The organism is Echinicola arenosa, assembly GCF_014841125.1.
Taxonomy (GTDB): Bacteria; Bacteroidota; Bacteroidia; order Cytophagales; family Cyclobacteriaceae; genus Echinicola; species Echinicola arenosa.
In genome coordinates this window covers 308734-326892 of record NZ_JACYTQ010000001.1, presented here as the reverse complement: position 1 = coordinate 326892, position 18159 = coordinate 308734, and the positions used below count along the sequence as shown (strand labels likewise).

10 protein-coding genes are annotated in these 18159 nt (G+C 40.5%); all 10 read left to right on the top strand.

Annotated elements, in window-relative coordinates; all coding sequences use genetic code 11:
• The 10 genes from IFO69_RS01225 (at window position 1) to IFO69_RS01180 (ending at window position 18023) form a co-directional block, all read left to right on the top strand.
• Window positions 1-2712 carry a sodium:solute symporter family transporter gene (locus tag IFO69_RS01225; RefSeq protein ID WP_192007152.1) on the top strand — a complete coding sequence of 904 codons (2712 nt, stop codon included), beginning with the start codon at window positions 1-3 and terminating at the stop codon, window positions 2710-2712.
• An 18-nt stretch (window positions 2713-2730) separates the two neighbouring features.
• On the top strand, window positions 2731-4290 hold the full coding sequence (locus IFO69_RS01220) for a sialidase family protein (RefSeq protein ID WP_225443949.1): 1560 nt from the start codon (window positions 2731-2733) through the stop codon (window positions 4288-4290).
• The gene (locus IFO69_RS01215; RefSeq protein ID WP_192007150.1) at window positions 4287-5819 is read left to right on the top strand and encodes a sulfatase family protein; all 1533 of its coding nucleotides are present in this window, start codon (window positions 4287-4289) and stop codon (window positions 5817-5819) included. The genes IFO69_RS01220 and IFO69_RS01215 overlap by 4 nt, the downstream gene beginning before the upstream one ends.
• 46 nt (window positions 5820-5865) lie before the next feature.
• A complete protein-coding gene (locus IFO69_RS01210) occupies window positions 5866-7035 on the top strand; it encodes an AGE family epimerase/isomerase (RefSeq protein WP_192007147.1) in 1170 nt (389 codons plus the stop codon).
• A gap of 353 nt (window positions 7036-7388) precedes the next feature.
• Entirely contained in the window at window positions 7389-9491 is a 2103-nt protein-coding gene (locus IFO69_RS01205; RefSeq protein ID WP_192007144.1) for a GDSL-type esterase/lipase family protein, read from the top strand.
• Between the two features lie 864 nt (window positions 9492-10355).
• Window positions 10356-10646, top strand: coding sequence for an Arm DNA-binding domain-containing protein (locus tag IFO69_RS01200; protein WP_192007141.1), 291 nt, complete (start codon window positions 10356-10358; stop codon window positions 10644-10646).
• 521 nt (window positions 10647-11167) lie between these two features.
• Complete coding sequence (locus IFO69_RS01195; protein ID WP_192007139.1) at window positions 11168-11809, top strand: RNA polymerase sigma factor; 642 nt, start codon at window positions 11168-11170, stop codon at window positions 11807-11809.
• 51 nt (window positions 11810-11860) lie between these two features.
• Window positions 11861-12871 carry a FecR family protein gene (locus IFO69_RS01190; protein ID WP_192007136.1) on the top strand — a complete coding sequence of 337 codons (1011 nt, stop codon included), beginning with the start codon at window positions 11861-11863 and terminating at the stop codon, window positions 12869-12871.
• A gap of 148 nt (window positions 12872-13019) precedes the next feature.
• Window positions 13020-16388: a SusC/RagA family TonB-linked outer membrane protein gene (locus IFO69_RS01185; RefSeq protein ID WP_192007134.1), complete on the top strand. Its 3369-nt coding sequence runs from the start codon at window positions 13020-13022 to the stop codon at window positions 16386-16388.
• Between the two features lie 24 nt (window positions 16389-16412).
• Window positions 16413-18023, top strand: a complete 1611-nt coding sequence (locus IFO69_RS01180) for a RagB/SusD family nutrient uptake outer membrane protein (protein ID WP_192007132.1) — start codon at window positions 16413-16415, stop codon at window positions 18021-18023.
• Window positions 18024-18159: the final 136 nt, after the last annotated feature.

Genomic DNA, 18159 nt, shown 5'->3' with positions numbered 1-18159 from the left:
ATGAAAGCTATAACCTATATTGCCTGCATCTTATTTTTTACATTCTTCGGAAAAGTAGTCCTTGGACAAGGTCTATTCGATAATTATCTTGGGAGTTTTACCTTTGAGGACCTACCAGACTTGCCGGCAGATGCTGGCGACAGTGTGTCCCTAGGGTATGCGGGCATGTTTGCTGGTGTGCATCAGGATGTGTTGATCTTGGCCGGTGGTGCCAATTTTCCCGATAAGACACCGTGGAAAGAAGGAAAAAAATACTTCTCACAGCATGTCTACGCTTTAGAAAAATCATCTGGGGGATATCGCTGGATAGAAGGACTGGAACTGAAGTTGCCCTTTCCAGTCGCATATGGTACTAGTATTACCACAACTAAAGGGGTTTTGTGCATCGGTGGCAATAACCAAAGCACTACATTTAAGAAAGCATTTCTACTGAAGTGGAATCCCGTGATTCGACAAATAGAACTACAATATTTGCCCGATTTGCCCTTAGCTCTTAGCAATTCCACCGGAGGATTGGTAGGTTCTAAGGTGTACCTGGCAGGTGGGGAAGGAGACGTGGTCTCTGATGCTTTTTTCCGTATGGATCTTGATCAAGTTAAGCTGCATTGGGAGAAATTACCCTCATGGCCTGGAAAACCACGTTCGCATGCCATTTCTGCTGTCCAGAACAATGGGATAAACGATTGTTTTTATTTATTTGGTGGACGAAGACTTCAGGAAACCGGGATAAGTGAGTTGTATACAGATGCCTTCTGTTTTGACCCTCAAAAGGAAGGCTGGAAGAAAATAAGCAACATACAGGATGAACAAGGAAAACTCCTGACATTATCGGCAGGAACTGCCGCGGCACAGGGGGCAGGCCAAATCGTATTTTATGGTGGTGTAAGGGGAGATACCTTCAATGAACTCGAGCGTTATTCGGCGGCCCTTTCTGACGTCGTAGATACCCTGGATCGGCAAGAACTTAAACAAAAACGAGATATTTTGTTGGAAAACCATCCTGGATTCGACAGGGATATCCTGGTTTATCATACCATAACGGACAGTTGGCATACCATGGGTAAACTTCCATTTACAGTGCCTGTTACTACTACGGCTGTGCCATGGGGTGGGGAAATGATATTGCCATCCGGGGAGGTTTCCCCGGGGATCCGGACCGCATCCATTCGTGGAGTGGGATTCAAAAAAGAAGGTGCTTTTGGCTGGATAAACTATACCGTTTTAGGGCTCTATTTAGGATCCTTGGTATTGATGGGGATTTTGATTTCAGGAAATCAGCATTCCACTGAGGACTTTTTTAAGGCTGGAGGAAGGGTTCCATGGTGGGCGGCTGGCATCAGTATATTTGGCACTCAGCTTAGCGCGATTACTTTTATGGCCATACCGGCCAAGACCTTTGCCACAGACTGGACTCTGTTTTTTTTACTGATGACCATTATCATTGTCGCTCCCATAATCATAGGTATATTTCTCCCATTCTTTAGAAGGTTGAATATTACTACAGCCTACGAATATTTGGAATTGAGGTATAACCGATCGGTGCGGCTGATCGGTAGCTTGATCTATGTGGGGCTTCAGCTGGGAAGGCTTGGAATCGTATTGCTCCTTCCATCCCTTGCACTGACCGTGGTGACCGGAATAGATGTATCCATATGTATTTTGATCATGGGACTTCTGAGCATTGTATACACCGTCCTTGGGGGGATCGAAGCAGTGATCTGGACGGATGTGATACAGGTGGTAGTACTGCTTGGTGGCGCATTGATATGCTTAGGATTTGTTTTTTATGAAATCCACGAAAGTCCAGCCGAATTAATGTCCATAATCACTGAAAACCAAAAAGGAAAGATCTTTGACATGCGGATGGATTTTACGGGTACCAGCTTTTGGGTAGTGCTCATCGGGGGGATAGCTGCAAATATCGTACAGTATGGCAGTGACCAGACCGTGGTCCAACGGTACTTGACCACCAAGGATGAGAAGGCGGCAGCTAACGGGATTGCTACTGGTGCATTGATGGCACTACCCTCAGCCCTTATCTTCTTTAGCATGGGGACGGCACTTTATCTGTTTTACAAATTGCACCCAGCAGAACTTAGTCCAGCTGTCCAAAATACCGATAGTATTTTTCCCTTTTATATTGTGACCCAACTCCCCACAGGTATTTCTGGGCTGTTGATTGCCGCAGTTTTTGCGGCAGCGATGTCCAGTCTAGACAGTAGCATGAATTCGGTGGCTACAGTGGTGACCACTGATTTTTATCATAAGTGGTTTCCCCATGATACCACCGGTAAAAACACCTTAGGGTTTGCACGGTGGATAACCGTTATTGTTGGGGTTTTCGGGACAGGGTTCGCCCTGGTGATGGCCAGTTTGGGACTCCCTTCACTGTGGGACCAATTCAATATGATCATAGGACTTTTAGCAGGAGGTTTGGGTGGCATCTTTCTGATCGGAATGCTGTCGGATAGTGTTAATGGGAAGGGCGCATTGCTTGGGCTATTGAGCAGTGCATTGGTGCAGGTAGCTGTAAAATACGGTTCAGACCTTAGCATTCACCTGTATGCGCTGACCGGTTTGGTAAGTGCCATGGGGATGACCTATGTAGGTAGTTTTTTCTTTACCGATAAGCGAGATATCGATGGCTTAACAATCCATTCATTGGGTAATAAGAAGAGAAAACAGGAAAATAAAACATTGGAAAAAGCTTAATTAAGAAAAATATTGGAGATGATGACATTCAACAAACTGCAAGTATTCCTAATGGGAAGCATATTGATAATGATGGATAGCTGTACTTCACGGCCAACAAGGACAGCTGACGAGATTCAGGTAACTGTAGACCAACATACTTTTCCGGTCATCAAAGGGCAAAGCAATGATGTATTCTATATAGAGTTTACCTTAGAGGAAGGGGATGTCCTGGAAGAGCTCTCATTGGCTGTTGACGGTGCAGAGGTTTTGCAATCATTAACGATCCATGAATTGGAAAATTCCGCAGGCGGTAAAGGACAACCCATAGCGACAGAGGTAAAGGTAGGCAAAAAAGTATTGATTGATGTGGACAGATCATTTCCACCAGGTTCCCATAAATTGGTGCTCGACATTCGGCCTAAGGAAAGCGCATCTTTAAAAGAAACGGTGCAAATTGGCTTAAAAAAAATAACATTTACCAATTCCAAAGTTTCCATTTCAAAACAAAGAAATTCGATGCCATTGCGTTTGGCTACCAGCTTAAGGACTGCAGGTGATGATGGGATAGCAGCTTATAGGATTCCCGGATTGGCGACCACCACTGAGGGTAGTTTGATCGCAGTGTACGATGTGCGGCACAACAGTTCGGTGGATCTTCAGGAAGATATTGATGTGGGAATGAGCAGGAGCACTGATGGAGGGGAAAACTGGGAACCCATGAAAATTATCATGGATATGGAGGAGTGGGGCGGAAGACCCCAGAAGGAAAATGGTATTGGGGATCCAGCCATTCTGGTGGATCCAAGTGACAACACGATCTATGTGGTCGCACTTTGGCTGCATGGAAAACCGGGGAAAAGAGCATGGTTCAGCTCAGGAAAAGGAATTTCCCCAGATGAAACAGGACAGCTGGTGATGGTCAAGAGCAAAGATGATGGGAAAACGTGGTCCGCTCCCATCAATATCACTGCACAGCTCAAAAAGAAGGAGTGGAAACTCATGTTCAACGGACCAGGAAAAGGTATTACGATGAGGGGTGGGACATTGGTCTTTGCTGGACAATTTAAAGATGAAAACGACATGCCTCATAGCACGGTGATTTATAGTCAGGATAAAGGGGAAACATGGCATATCGGTACTGGAGCCAAGTCAAACACTACCGAGGCGCAAGTGGTCGAGCTCAATGACGGAAGCCTGATGCTGAACATGAGGGATAACAGGGGTGGGGCACGGTCGGTAGCCGTCACCAAGGACTTTGGAAAAACATGGCAGGTACATCCCTCAAGCAGATCTGCCTTGGTCGAGCCAGTTTGTATGGCCAGTCTCATTACTTATCCGGAAAACAGGCAATCCATGGATGCTTCGTATTTGTTTTTTTCCAATCCAGCTGTCACCGACGGTAGGTATAATATGACCATTAAATCCAGTCAGGATGAAGGAATGTCATGGTCTAGCGGACTGTTAATGGATGAAGGGAAAGGATGGGGATATTCCTGCTTAACCGTAATAGATGAGGATTATCTGGGGATTCTGTATGAAAGCAGCCAGGCACATATGACCTACCAGATCATACCGATTACTGACTTGGTACCATGATAAAAGCAATTGAAATAAAAAATAGTGGTTTTCTATGTAGCTGGTTTTTTGCCGCGCTGCTTCTACCATCATGTGATAAAGATCCAAAAAATGGATTAGGTGCTAAGGAAAAAATGAATGTCCTTTTTATCGTATCGGAGGATAATGGGCCTGAACTAGGTTGTTACGGTAATCAGGATGTTTCCACACCCAATATTGACCAACTTGCTGAAACTGGTGTAAGGTTTGATAATGCATTTGTTACCTATTCGGTCTGTAGTCCATCTCGTTCGACCCTGTTTACGGGACTATATCCTCACCAGAATGGGCAGATTGGGTTGGCCACCCATCATTATCAGATGTATGATACTCTAAAAACCCTCCCGGGATATTTACATGATGTAGGATACCGCGCTGGGATTATCGGTAAACGGCATGTCAAGCCTGCTAATTCTTTCCAATGGGATTATGAAGCCATCAAGGGTGCCAATTTTGAAAAAGTGCAATTGGAAAAATATGCTGAAAGTGCCTTAGAATTTATCCAAATGGATGTCGGAAAGCCTTTTTTTCTAATGGTTAATTTTCCCGATGCACATTTTCCACTTCAAAAGCAAGTAAATGGATTCCCTCCACAGCCTTTAGAAGCAGATGATGTATCTTGCACCCTGCCCTTTATTGGTGTGGACAGTAGAAGGTTACGAGGGTTCACTGCAAACTACTACAACAGCATGGCCCGTCTGGATATCGCTGTGGGATTGTTGCTGAAGAAACTGGAGGAGGAAAAGTTATTGGAAAATACAGTAGTAATTTACATGGGGGATCATGGGCCTCAGTTTTCTAGAGCAAAGTGCACTAACTATGAAGCGGGCCTGAGAGTGCCATTGATCATTCGCTATCCACCCCGAAATCCTCATGTTGGTATGCGGAAGGAGTTGGTGTCTTCCATAGATATTGTTCCCACTATCATGGATATTACCGGCGTCCAATGCCCCGATTCCTTGTGTGGAAGATCATTATTGCCACTATTGGGCCAAGGCTCAGAAGGGCAGTGGAGAGAGTATGTTTTTGCCGGAGGTGCAGGTTCCACCTCTTTGTTTTTTTATCCAAGGAGAAGTGTAAGAAACAATCGCTATAAACTGATCCATAACCTATTGTATGAAAGAGAAAATCCTAAGTATTCATCTTATGCTGATCATTTAAATGGACATTTTGACGGTGGGACTGAGGAGGGAGAGCTTATTCAAGGCACTGATGAGGTCAGGGCAGCTTACGCCACATGGAAAAATCCGCCCGAATATGAGCTTTATGATCTTCAGGATGACCCGTATGAGTTCAGAAATTTAATTGACAACCCTCAATATTCCTCCATAAGAGATGAAATGATTGGAGTTTTGGCCAAATGGCAAAGAGAAACTGATGATCCATTTTATGATAAAGGTATTTTTGACCGGTTTGTAGCCGAAGTGGATTCAGTGAACAAGCATTTTCCTAACCACTCCTATGCTAAAGATTCCACCTTTAGGTGGAAGTACTTGCAGTATTTTAAATAATCAGACCAATAGATTGCCTAATAAAGGAAATATACAATTGTATACCATGGACAAAAATAAGATTTGTGATTATGGCCAGCAGTATAAGACTGCACTTTTGGAAAATGTCATCCCTTTTTGGGAACGAAACTCCCCCGATTGGGAAAACGGGGGCTATTTTACCTGTTTGGACAGAAATGGGAAGGTATTTGATACCGATAAGTTCGTATGGCTCCAAGGAAGACAAGCCTGGATGTTTAGCTTACTTTATCAAGAAGTTGATAAAAGAGAGGAATGGTTAGCCATGTCTAGACTTGGTATCGACTTTCTAACAAAACATGGGTGTGACGGTAACGGTGACTATTACTTTTCCCTGACACAAAAGGGAAGTCCTTTGGTACAGCCTTATAATATCTTCTCAGATTGTTTCGTGGCAATGGCTTTTGCCAAATATGGACAGATTTCAGGAAATGAGAACTTAGGTAGGCAAGCCGTGAGTATTTTCCAACGGATTTTGGATCGTCAGGAAAACCCTAAAGGAAGATACAACAAAGCCTATCCCGGAACCCGGTCCTTGAAGAACTTTGCTTTGCCCATGATCCTTAGCAATCTCTGCTTGGAAATGGAGCCCTTGCTGGACAATGATTTGGTAGAAGGACTTCTGGACACATGTGTGCAAGAGGTCATGGTGAATTTTCTCGATCAGGACACTTTGTTGATGTTCGAAAACAGGACAATGAACAATGGATATTCCGACAGTTTTGAAGGCCGTTTGCTCAATCCGGGGCACGCTATAGAAGCTATGTGGTTTATGATGGACATTGCAAAAAGACGGGGAGACCAATCCCTTGCCAACAAAGCTGTAACGGTAATGTTAAGGCAGCTGGAAAATGGCTGGGACAAAGAGTACGGAGGGATATTTTATTTCTTGGATCATAAAGGTCATCCCCCTCAGCAACTGGAATGGGACCAAAAGCTGTGGTGGGTACATTTGGAAACACTGGTGGCATTGGCAAAAGGATATCGGATGACCGGAGATAGACGTTGTTGGGAATGGTTTGAGACGGTACATCAATATGCTTGGGGAAATTTTTATGATGAGAAAGAAGGGGAGTGGTTTGGGTATTTGAACAGAAGGGGAGATGTACTACTCGACCTCAAAGGAGGGAAATGGAAAGGCTGTTTTCACGTGCCGAGAGCACTTTACCAGATTTGGAAGACCTTGGAAACGCGATAGATAAGTAGGGCATTTAGTTATTTCAAAGGAGCTTGCCGAGAGGTTCTGAGAAGATTATTGATCAAAGCAAATAAACAATTAAAAAATACATATTGAATTAATCCAATTGGAAATCGATCAAGGAATAAAAGTTTACAACTGCCCTACTAACCTGGGGACCACAGAACCGCGCAACTATCATTTACCTTATGGGACAGAATAAGCGGTGACACTGGAGTAGGCAATCCGCAAAAGCCTCTTCCAGCAAAGTTGAACGTTTTTTGGATGTTTTGACCGATAGAACTATGGAGTTTCTGACTGAATTGGATAAGGTAAACCCTATGGATATTTATCAATAAGAACAAGTGGAAAGAATGAATACCTTGGAGAATCGATCAGCAAGGGCAACAATCCTTTCGATGCTATTGTTTTTGGTTTTGATCAATGTAAATGGTCAAACTAAAATTAAGGTGGCTTGTATAGGCAATTCAGTTACTTATGGTCTGGGGATTCCGACAAGGAGTGTTTTTTCTTACCCCGCCAAGCTCCAAGCGCTATTGGGAGAGGGATATGAAGTTAAAAATTATGGTCACAGTGGCGCCACGCTGCTGCGTAATGGGCACCGCCCTTATTATTTGACCGAAGAATTTGACAGTGCATTGAAGTATAAACCGGATATAGCGGTCATCAATTTGGGATTAAACGATACAGACCCGAGGAATTGGCCTGATTATGGGCTTGCTTTCGAAGCTGATTATGCTTGGCTAATAGCACAATTCAGGAAGATAAATCCAAATATTGAAATCTATGTAACACTGCTAAGCCCCATTTTTAGTGGCCATCCGCGCTTCAAGTCAGGGACTTACCTTTGGCATCAGGCAATCAATAACAAAATGGTAAAAGTGGCCCGTGAAAATGAGGCACAATTGGTAGACCTATTTACCCCTCTAGTAAAACGTCCAGACTTATTTCCTGACAATATCCATCCCGTAAAAGAAGGTGCGGCGTTAATGGCGAAAACCGTTTATTCCTACCTCATGAAAGATTTTGGAGGATTGCATATGCCGGAATTATTTAGTGATGGTATGGTCCTTCAGCGAGGAGATAGCATTCCTGTTTTTGGAAAGGGGAATCCAGATCAGGTGGTGACGGTAGATTTTCAAGGCAAAAGAAGACATGCCACAGTGGATCGACATGGTAAATGGATGCTATACCTTACGGGAGTCAAAATGGGAGGACCATTTGTAATGGAAATCAACCATTCCAAACAGTGCATTACCTTGAAAGATGTATTGGTAGGGGATGTATGGTTGTGTATGGGGCAATCTAATATGGATTTCCCCCTCCAAGCTTCCCAGTCATGGAGAGAGGAAGAAAGACAGCTTAAAAATAAAAACATTAGACTTTTTAAATTCCATCCAATAATGGCAACTGATAACAGCCCATGGGATAGTCTAACCCTTGGAAAGGTCAATGGGCTCGGCTATTTTAAGGGGAACTGGAATGTTGAAAGAAGAGGCTTTTCTGCGGTCGCCTATCATTTTGGAGTATCTCTCCAAGGCCGGCTTAACGTGCCTATAGGCCTTGTGCAATTGAGTTTGGGAGGAGCCCCAATCGAAGCCTTTGTGAATAAGGAGGCACTTTGGGAAGATCCACTGTTGGTTAATCTGTTGAAGAACTGGGTAAATTCGGATTATATTATGCCATGGGTAAGGGAAAGGGCAACGTTAAATATGAGCAATAAATTTTCCGAACGACAACGACATCCTTATCAACCTTCATATATATATGACGCGGCATTAAGCAATATCATTCCTTTTAGTATCAAGGGGATGCTGTGGTACCAAGGGGAAAGTAACACCCATAATCCTGATTTGTACAAAAAAATATTTTTTCAGATGGTCAGGGATTTCAGGCACAAGTGGCATAATCCTTCCCTTCCAATTTTATACGTCCAGCTTCCGGGGATGGCACGACCCTCTTGGCCCAGCTTCAGGAAAATGCAAGAGGAAATAGCCCAAGAGCTTTCGTTTTCAGAAATGGTGGTGACTGTGGATTTGGGAGATTCCCTCAATGTGCATCCTACAAAAAAGAAGAAAGTAGGTGAACGTTTGGCCATGAAAGCACTATCCAAAACCTATGGTACGGAAATATTGGCAGATTCCCCCAAAATGAGTTCAGTGGAATGCAGACCAGATGCGATTATAGTGAGTTTTGAGCATGGAGATGGTTTATGCACTCTTAATGGGGAAGAAATAGTGGGGTTTGAATTGGTCAATGGGAAGGGGCAATCGGTTTCAGTCCATGGAAATATAATTGGTGATCAAGTAAGGTTACCTATACCTAAGGACTTTCAGGTGAAAGAAATAAGGTATGCTTACGAACCCTTTACTAGGGCGAATTTGTCCAATAAGTCAGGAATGCCAATGGGTACTTCGTCAATACAAGTACCATCAAAAAGAAATGAGAAACTATAATAACCCAATCATTTTCAAACCTCTCTTAATTACATTTTTAATGCACCTTTTTATAGGAATTCACTTGCAGGTGTTAGGGCAAAAAGATGACATATCCACAAGGTTCGTCACCAAAAAGGGGGGCGAGAACTAAAGGAAGCTCCCGTGAAATTAATACCTTATCCTGACTCGATTGTATGGGAAGATTGTGGAAGAGTCATCGTTGATGGTCTGAAATTGTATGGAGAAGCAATAAACATTGAGTCTATACAGAACGAGTACCAAGATATTATCAGAGAAAAAGGCTTCTGCTCATCTAAATAGCACGGCTTGCCTATTAAAGTGGAGGAAATACCAGGAATGAAAAAGGAAGTCTATAATCTTAGAGGGATACTATTCCTTCGCAGATGAAGGAGGGCTTTAAGGCCCTTTTTTTATTTTATCATCAAAATACGAATCTATTTGAGAGTTCGATAATGTCTATTTACTTTTCGTATAATGGAAAAATATGGGGCTTAAAATAAAATTGAGAGCAATTAAAAGACAGAATAATTTTTAATAAGGTTAACTAATTGATTTATAGTTATTTGTAAGTATGGGTTCGAATCCCTCCACTCCGACAAAATGGGGTGCAATTCCCACCAAAACCCTTCAAATTGTATGTGGTTTTTTTGTGTTATAAAAAACCACATACAATTTCAAAGAAAATGGGACCTATTCGGTGACCCAATTTAATTTTCTATTTTGGGTCCTGTTTTAGGTTTTAAGTTGTTGATTTATAGGTTGTTCCTGATATTGATTTTGGGGTGTTTTTAGGCCGAAATGACCTAGAAAAAATGGGTTTTGAGACCCTTTTTTAAAGGTTCCAAGTTAACTTAAAATTGTATGAAAAACGTTAAAACACTTGGTATTCAGTTTGTTATTAAGTCTTCCAAAGTTAATAAAAGAGGGCTTTCCCCTCTTGTGGCAAGGGTTACGGTTAATGGAAAGAGAATTGAGATTTCTGCAAACAAAGTAATTTCCCGACCAGAATGGGATTTTGGAAAAGGAAGGGTTAAAGGCATTAATCCAGAGTCCAGGTTCGCAAATCGCTATCAGGATTACATGCGTTCGAGAATTCTGGAATGCTATCAAGAGCTGTTTATTGAAAAAAGAATTTTACCCCTGAAGCAATAAAAAACAGGTTTTTGGGAATTGAGGAAGAGGAGCATACACTGATGGAACTTGTTGATTTTCACAATAAAAATAACATAGGCATTCTAGCTGAAGGTACCCTGAAAAACTACAAAACTACGGAAAGGCACCTTCTGGAATTTCTTCATGCAATAACATCAATTTTTTCAAATAAATGCGAATCAGGTAGTGCATACCACATCAGCTTCTTATGGCATTTGGCAAGAATTCAATGCTAATAGCTCATTGGTTGATCAACTGTTTTTCGGGCCGGATAATTGGAAATTTATGGTTCTATTTATCTTTAATTGAGATTGACTAAAAAGAATAAATATTCATAATTACAAATTGCAAATAGATAGGGGGGATTAAAATGATTATTTTCCAATAACTATTTTATGAAACTAATGTAAATAGGTATAAGGTTTTGTATTAATTTTTAAAATAACAAAAATGTCTGGGTGCTTTTAGACTTATTTGTGCACTTATATATGACAGGATAATTGTTATGTCATAATGATTATATGAAAAAACCCAAAATATACAATAACCTAAAACACCACGAAGGTCTCTCCTTGATGGAACTCCATCACCGCCAGATAATGGTGGTGTATTGTAGTCAATCTGATGCGGAGATATGGAAATCCTTTAAACAGGGGGAAGAAGCCGCATTCAACTATATTTACAGAAAATATATCCCCGCTTTATTCAATTATGGATACCAATTGTGTAAAGATAAAAGTCTCGTAAAAGATTGCATCCAGACTATTTTCATGGATTTGCGCATAAAGAGGGAGAAGCTCCCTGAAGTTAGTAATATAAAAGGCTATTTATTTAAAATTATGTATCGGGATCTTATGCGCAGCATCAAGAAAAGCCATGCATATGAATATGAATCTTTAGACAATAGCGATAGCTTTTTTCCTATAGTAATTAGTCATGAAACGAGAATGATTAATGAAGAACATGCCAATCTGAGAAAAAAGGAGCTTGAAGAGGCTATGGCAAAACTACCTTCAAGACAGCGTAAAGCATTACTTCTACTTTACCGTGAAGAACTTTCTTATAAAGAAATTGCTAACATAATGGATTTTAAGGATGTAAAATCAGCAAGAAAGTTAGTTTACCGTGCTTTAAGCAGTTTAAGGTCTCTTTTTAAAATTTAAGAATTAAGAAAAGAAGCTAAAAGTACCTTAATGATCTCGACCCTAATAATTATGAAATACACAGATTACGATACAGAAGACTTTTTAAAAGATGAATTCTTTATTCGATGGATTTTATCCCCTGACGAACAAACGGATCACTTTTGGAAAAAATGGTGTGAAAATCACCCAGAAAAAAAACAACAAATACTTATGGCCAGAGATTTTATCCGCTCGGTAAATTATGGAGAGGAGGAAATTATTTCTGATCAACTTTACACAGATATCTATGAAGCTGTGGTAGCAAAAGACATTTCTGACCCCACAGAAACGAAAACGATAAACTGGTCATGGTTAAAAAATATAGCAGCAGTAACATTAGTCGTTAGCTGTTTTTATTTGGGATATAGTGTAATCAAACAGCCCAATGAGGAAAATAGGATAAATGAAGAGTTAGTGATCCGGGAAAATCCATCCGGAATTAAATCAGTACTTACATTATCCGATGGAACTGTAGTTCATCTAAATTCTGAAAGTTCTTTGCAATTCCCAGAGCACTTCAATGATTCCGTTCGTTCTGTGAAATTGACAGGAGAAGCTTTTTTTGAGGTAGCAGAAGACAAAGCCAAGCCTTTTGTTATCAGCGCCGGAGGAAATAACATTACAGTTTTAGGAACTACTTTTAATATAAAGCAAAGCGAAAATTTTACTATTGCCCTAGTCACCGGGAAAGTAAAAGTGGAAGATCCAACCGGAAATAAAATCCTGATGAAGCCAAAAGAAATGCTAATTATGGAAGAAGGGGGGAAGATTGTGAAAAAAGAATTCGATCCATTAGAAGTGATAGGTTGGAAGGACAAATATCTTGTTTTTAAGCATAATAATTTCGAAGAAATCAAAGAGAAAATAGAAAGTTGGTACGGGGTGAAAATTCAAGGGGGAGGGCAATTTGACCATAAATGGTCCTACACAGGTGTTTATTATAATGAGCCATTGGAGAAGGTTTTGGAAGGAATAAGCATCACTTCCAAGTTCGACTACATCATAGAAGGAAAGAAAGTAATTATCAATAACCCAAAATAAAAAAAACATGAAGCAAAGTTTTTACAATAGTAGCTGAAATGAGAAGGCAGCGCACAAATCATGCACTGCCTTCCAGCCTTTGTCCGATTTGGCGATCCTTACAAAGGCTAATTTCAAGCAATGTGTTTACTTAAAACTGATTAAAAGTATGGAAAAATCAATACTCAGGCAAATCATTATGCTATCCAAATATTTCGTATATGGCTTTATTATACAGCTGTTTTTTAACACTGTACTGCTGGCCAATACAAGCAATGCACAACGAAGCATTGATCACATTAAAGTTTCTATCAAAGTAGAACAGACTGCGTTGGAAACGGTTTTTAAAGAACTAGAAGAGAAAAGTAAGCTGCGCTTTACTTATAATGAAGATTACCTTAAGGTTAAAAAGATTAAGGTAGACCTTAATTTAGCTGAAACAAGTCTATCGAAGATTCTTGGAGAAATTTCCAGTCAAACACAACTCAAGTTTGTTAGGATTAATGATAATATCCATGTAACTGGTAGAAATTCAGGAGAGGAACGTATAGAAGAAATTTTGGATGATTTGCTAAAAGAGATCACAGGAACTGTGCTTTCAGGGGAGGATGGGTTGCCCCTTCCAGGTGTTACTGTTAAGGTCAAAAACAAAGAAATTGGTACGGTAACTGATTTAGATGGCAAATATACTATTGATGCTGCGGTAGGCGATGTCTTAGTCTTTAGTTTTGTGGGCTTTCAGGTACAAGAGCATGAAATCCAAAATCAATCCATCATTAGCATTACTTTGGAACAGGACATGGAAAGCCTGCAAGAGGTGGTCGTAGTAGGTTATGGCACCAGTAAGAAAGAGGATCTCATCAGTGCTGTAGGTTCCATAAAGGGAGATGAGTTGATAGAGAGGCCTGCCCGAAATATGTCCACTAATCTTCAAGGAATGATACCAGGATTGACCGTTATGGATCTAGGAGGTGAGCCGGGTACACAAAATGCCAGTATAAGAATTAGAGGTTATACTTCAACTGGTAATAATGATCCTTTAGTGATTGTAGATGGCATTGAACAAAGATTAAACGAGATCAACCCTTATGATATACAAAGTGTTTCTGTACTAAAAGACGCTGCTTCTACAGCTATTTATGGTTCACGGGCTGCAAATGGTGTTATTTTGATAACTACAAAAAGGGGAGAGAAAGGCAAAATCCAAGTTTCTTATAGTGGGACGATGGAGCTTCAGAACCTAACCAATAAACCTGAGCACATGGATACGGAGTCCTACATGAGATTGGATAATCTTGCCCGTGTCAACCAGGGAACAGCTCCAGCTTGGTCGGATGAGGATATTTCCACCACAGTAGCAGGTACTGATCCTTTAAACTTTCCCCTACCAAATATATGGTTTGATGTCGCCTTAAATGATAATGCTCCACTTCAAAACCACTCTTTGTCTGTTTCGGGAGGCAATGAAATGGTCAAGACATTGGCAAGCTTTAATTTTCAAGACCAAAAGTCTGTTTTTAAAAATAGGGAATTCAAAAGATATCAGTTTAGAATCAATAATGACATTACTTTCTCTGAATCCTTTGGGGTCAAAGCAGATCTAAGGGTGATGCATAGTAAACGGGATCGATCAAATACGGATAATATTTATGCACAGATGACTCATGGAAGTCAATTTGCTGTCCCTTATTATCCTGACGGGAGATACGGACTAAGTGCCCAAAGACACAGCCCTCTGTTTTGGGGAGACCCTGATGTCTCGGGTATGCTGAATGAAAAAATCAATTATTTGGTAGGCAACCTAATGGCCAATTACAGGATCCTTCCAAACTTGAATTTCACTTCTCAATTTGGAATAGAATATACCCAGCAGGAAACTTCCACCAATACTCCAACTTATGAAATAAGGGATTATTTTACAGAGAATGTGTTAAGGAATAATTTGGTCAATAGCCTTTCTGAAAACAACCAGAATACGACTCAGATAACTTGGAACAATACCTTGGATTATAACCTTGAAATAGGAGATAACAAGATCAATGCGCTTTTAGGGTACTCTCAAATAGCCAATGATTATAATTCATTATATGCTAGTGGAAGGAATTTTTACAACAATGAAATCCGTGGTTTGGATCAAAGCGATCCTGAAAACAGGACTATTTCAAGTAATATTACAGAATGGGGATTGATGTCCTTTTTTGGTAGGGTTGGATATTCATATAAGAGCAAGTATTTGGTAGAACTAAATGGGAGGTATGATGGATCTTCCCGGTTTTCCAAGGAAAACAGATTCGCATTTTTCCCATCGATTTCAGCCGGATGGATCATTTCCGATGAACCGTTTTGGGATAACTTAGAAGGGACCGTTAATTTCTTTAAACTTAGAGGTTCATTTGGTGAGGCAGGAAATCAAAACATAGGGCTTTATACTTATTATGAAAATTTGGTTCTTTCCAATGCTTATGTGTTTAATGATCAGATAGCGACAGGTGTGACCCAAACTGATCTGGCAAGTGATGATTTGACTTGGGAAACGGTTAGACAAGCAAATGTCGGAGTGGATATTTCTTTGTTAGACAATAGGCTGGAACTGAGTTTCGATTGGTATAAGAAGACTACAGAGGATATTTTGTTGAATTTACCTATTCCAGGTACGGTAGGTTTGTCCCCTCAGGCAACTAATGCCGGATCGGTGGAAAATAAAGGTTGGGAATTCCAAGTAGGTTATAAAAACTACGACAATGCCTTAAAATACTCCATTAATTTCAATATGGCTGATGTCAAAAATAAAGTATTGGATTTGGAAGGAACTGGTCCATATACCATTGGGAATACTAGAATTGATGAAGGCTATGAGATGAATTATTTGTTTGGATATGAAACAGATGGTTTGTTGACCCAACAGGATTTTGAGTCTGGCTACCCCACTATTTCTTCTCTTTCCCAACCAGGTGATATCAAATATATTGATCAGCTCACAGTAGATACAAATGGAGATGGAATACCGGATCAAGCAGATGGGCTAATTAATGCATCAGACTATAAGATGATAGGCTCTACTATTCCAAGATATACTTATGGTACCAATATCAATTTGAACTGGAAGAATTTTGACTTCAACCTGCAGTTGCAAGGAGTATTAGATCAGGATTTTAAAATGGAAGGGGCTTTTATTGAGAATGTTAGTTGGTTTGGGTTTGCTCTGGAGCAAGGTACAGATTATTGGACTGAGGATAATCCAGATGCTCGGTTCCCTAGACCCGAAAAGCAGAATTCCCGCAACATAGGATCCAGTGATTGGTGGGTCATCAATGGGGCTTATTTAAGGGTGAAAAACCTTCAATTGGGCTATAATATTCCATTGGAGATAATCGATAAAATCGGCATTGGAAAAATGAGGGTTTATGTAGGAGGAACGAATTTACTTACTTTTTCAAAACTCAATGATTGGGGAGTGGATGCAGAAGCACCTGCCGGAAGAGCATTGTATCATCCTCCTTTGAAAACTTATGTTTTTGGATTGAACATGAATTTTTAAAGGTAGAACTAAACAGAAGAAACAATGAAAAACATACTTTATAAAACAGTAATAATGATGTCATTCTCCCTGCTGATGGGGTGTGAGGATATACTGAATACGGAACCTGTGAATAACCTGAATAGAAGTACATTCTGGCTTTCCCAGAAAGATGCTGAGTATTCGCTTAATGGTATATATGGATATTTACCGGATTATACTGAAATATACCTTGACAAGGTAACAGACATAGCGTTTGAAAATCTAGGGCTTTCACATTTCTCCACAATTGAAAAAAGTGAGCATAATTCAGAAACAGCATATTTCAATACTCAATGGGATGCGAGTTACAGGTGTATACGAGCGGTCAATTTCTTTCTGGAAAACAGCGACAATATCCTGGAGAATGATCCTACTTATTCTGAAGAATTAAACGCCCGATTTAGGGCGGAAGCTAGGTTTATAAGGAGTTTTCAGTATTTAAGATTGGCCATGTTTTTTGGTGATGTTCCTTTGGTGATTAATACCTTGGATGTGAACCAAGCCGTTGAACTTACCAGAACCCCGGTGGATCAAATATGGGATTTTATATCATCTGAGTTAACAGAAGTCGCGAATATACTGCCTTCGGGCTACTCGGACCCTAATGACAAAGGACGCGTAACCAAGGGGGCAGCTTTAGCCTTAAAGGCCAGGGCCATGCTTTGTGCAGAAAGATATACTGAAGCAGCCACAGCAGCTAGGCAAGTGATGGATCTTAACGTTTATTCTTTATATCCAGACTATGCAGAATTGTTCAGTTATGAAGGCCAAGGTAATAGCGAGGTGATTTTTGACCATCAGTATTCCAAGGATATATTCAGTTATCCATTTTATCAGCAGAATGGTCCACTGGGAATTAATGCTCAAGGTAATATGGCAGTGACTAGAAATTTGGTGGATGCCTACCCAACAGTAAATGGTCTCCCCATAACTATGGATAATACGTATAATGAATTTGATCCATATAGAAATAGAGATCCAAGATTAGCTGCTACTGTTTACCTGCCAGCTTTCTCTGACGATATTCCAGGGGACATGTTAGATGATGGATCCGAAGATTTTGACCCGAGACCAGGATCTGGGACCACTGATGAAATCAATGTGGATTACCAAAGAACCAAAACAGGATTTGGGGTTAGGAAGTACCTTCAAGAGGAAGATTACACAGACCGCACCAACTGTGGAACTAATTTTATATTAATTCGATATGCAGATGTTTTGCTAATATATGCTGAAGCAATGCTAGAAGCCAATCAAATAGATGAAAGTGTTTATGAAGCTTTGGACGAAGTGAGGGGTAGAGTAGGGTTTCCTCCATTAGCCAGAGGTCAATCAGTAGAGGGGTTGCGCCAGATTATTAGGAATGAGAGAATGGTGGAATTTGGATTGGAAGGTTTGCGCCTTTTCGATATCAGGAGATGGAGGATAGCTGAAGATGTCATGACAGGGACAATTCCTGGCTTTAGATATATAGCGCCAGGAGAGTCCAACATTACAGAATATGATTATCCTGGAGTAGTCCGTGTTTTTGATCCTGTTAGAGATTATTTATGGCCAATACCGTTTTCAGAAATCACCTTGAACCCTAACCTGTCCCAAAACGACGGTTATTGAGGTTCTCCTTAACTATTTCACCTCAATATAGATGAGCACCTCCAGAAATAATTATATATGGACTCTTTGGGGGTGCTCATTATTTTAATATCGCAACTTTATACATCCATCAGTTTAAACTATTCAATCTTTCGAA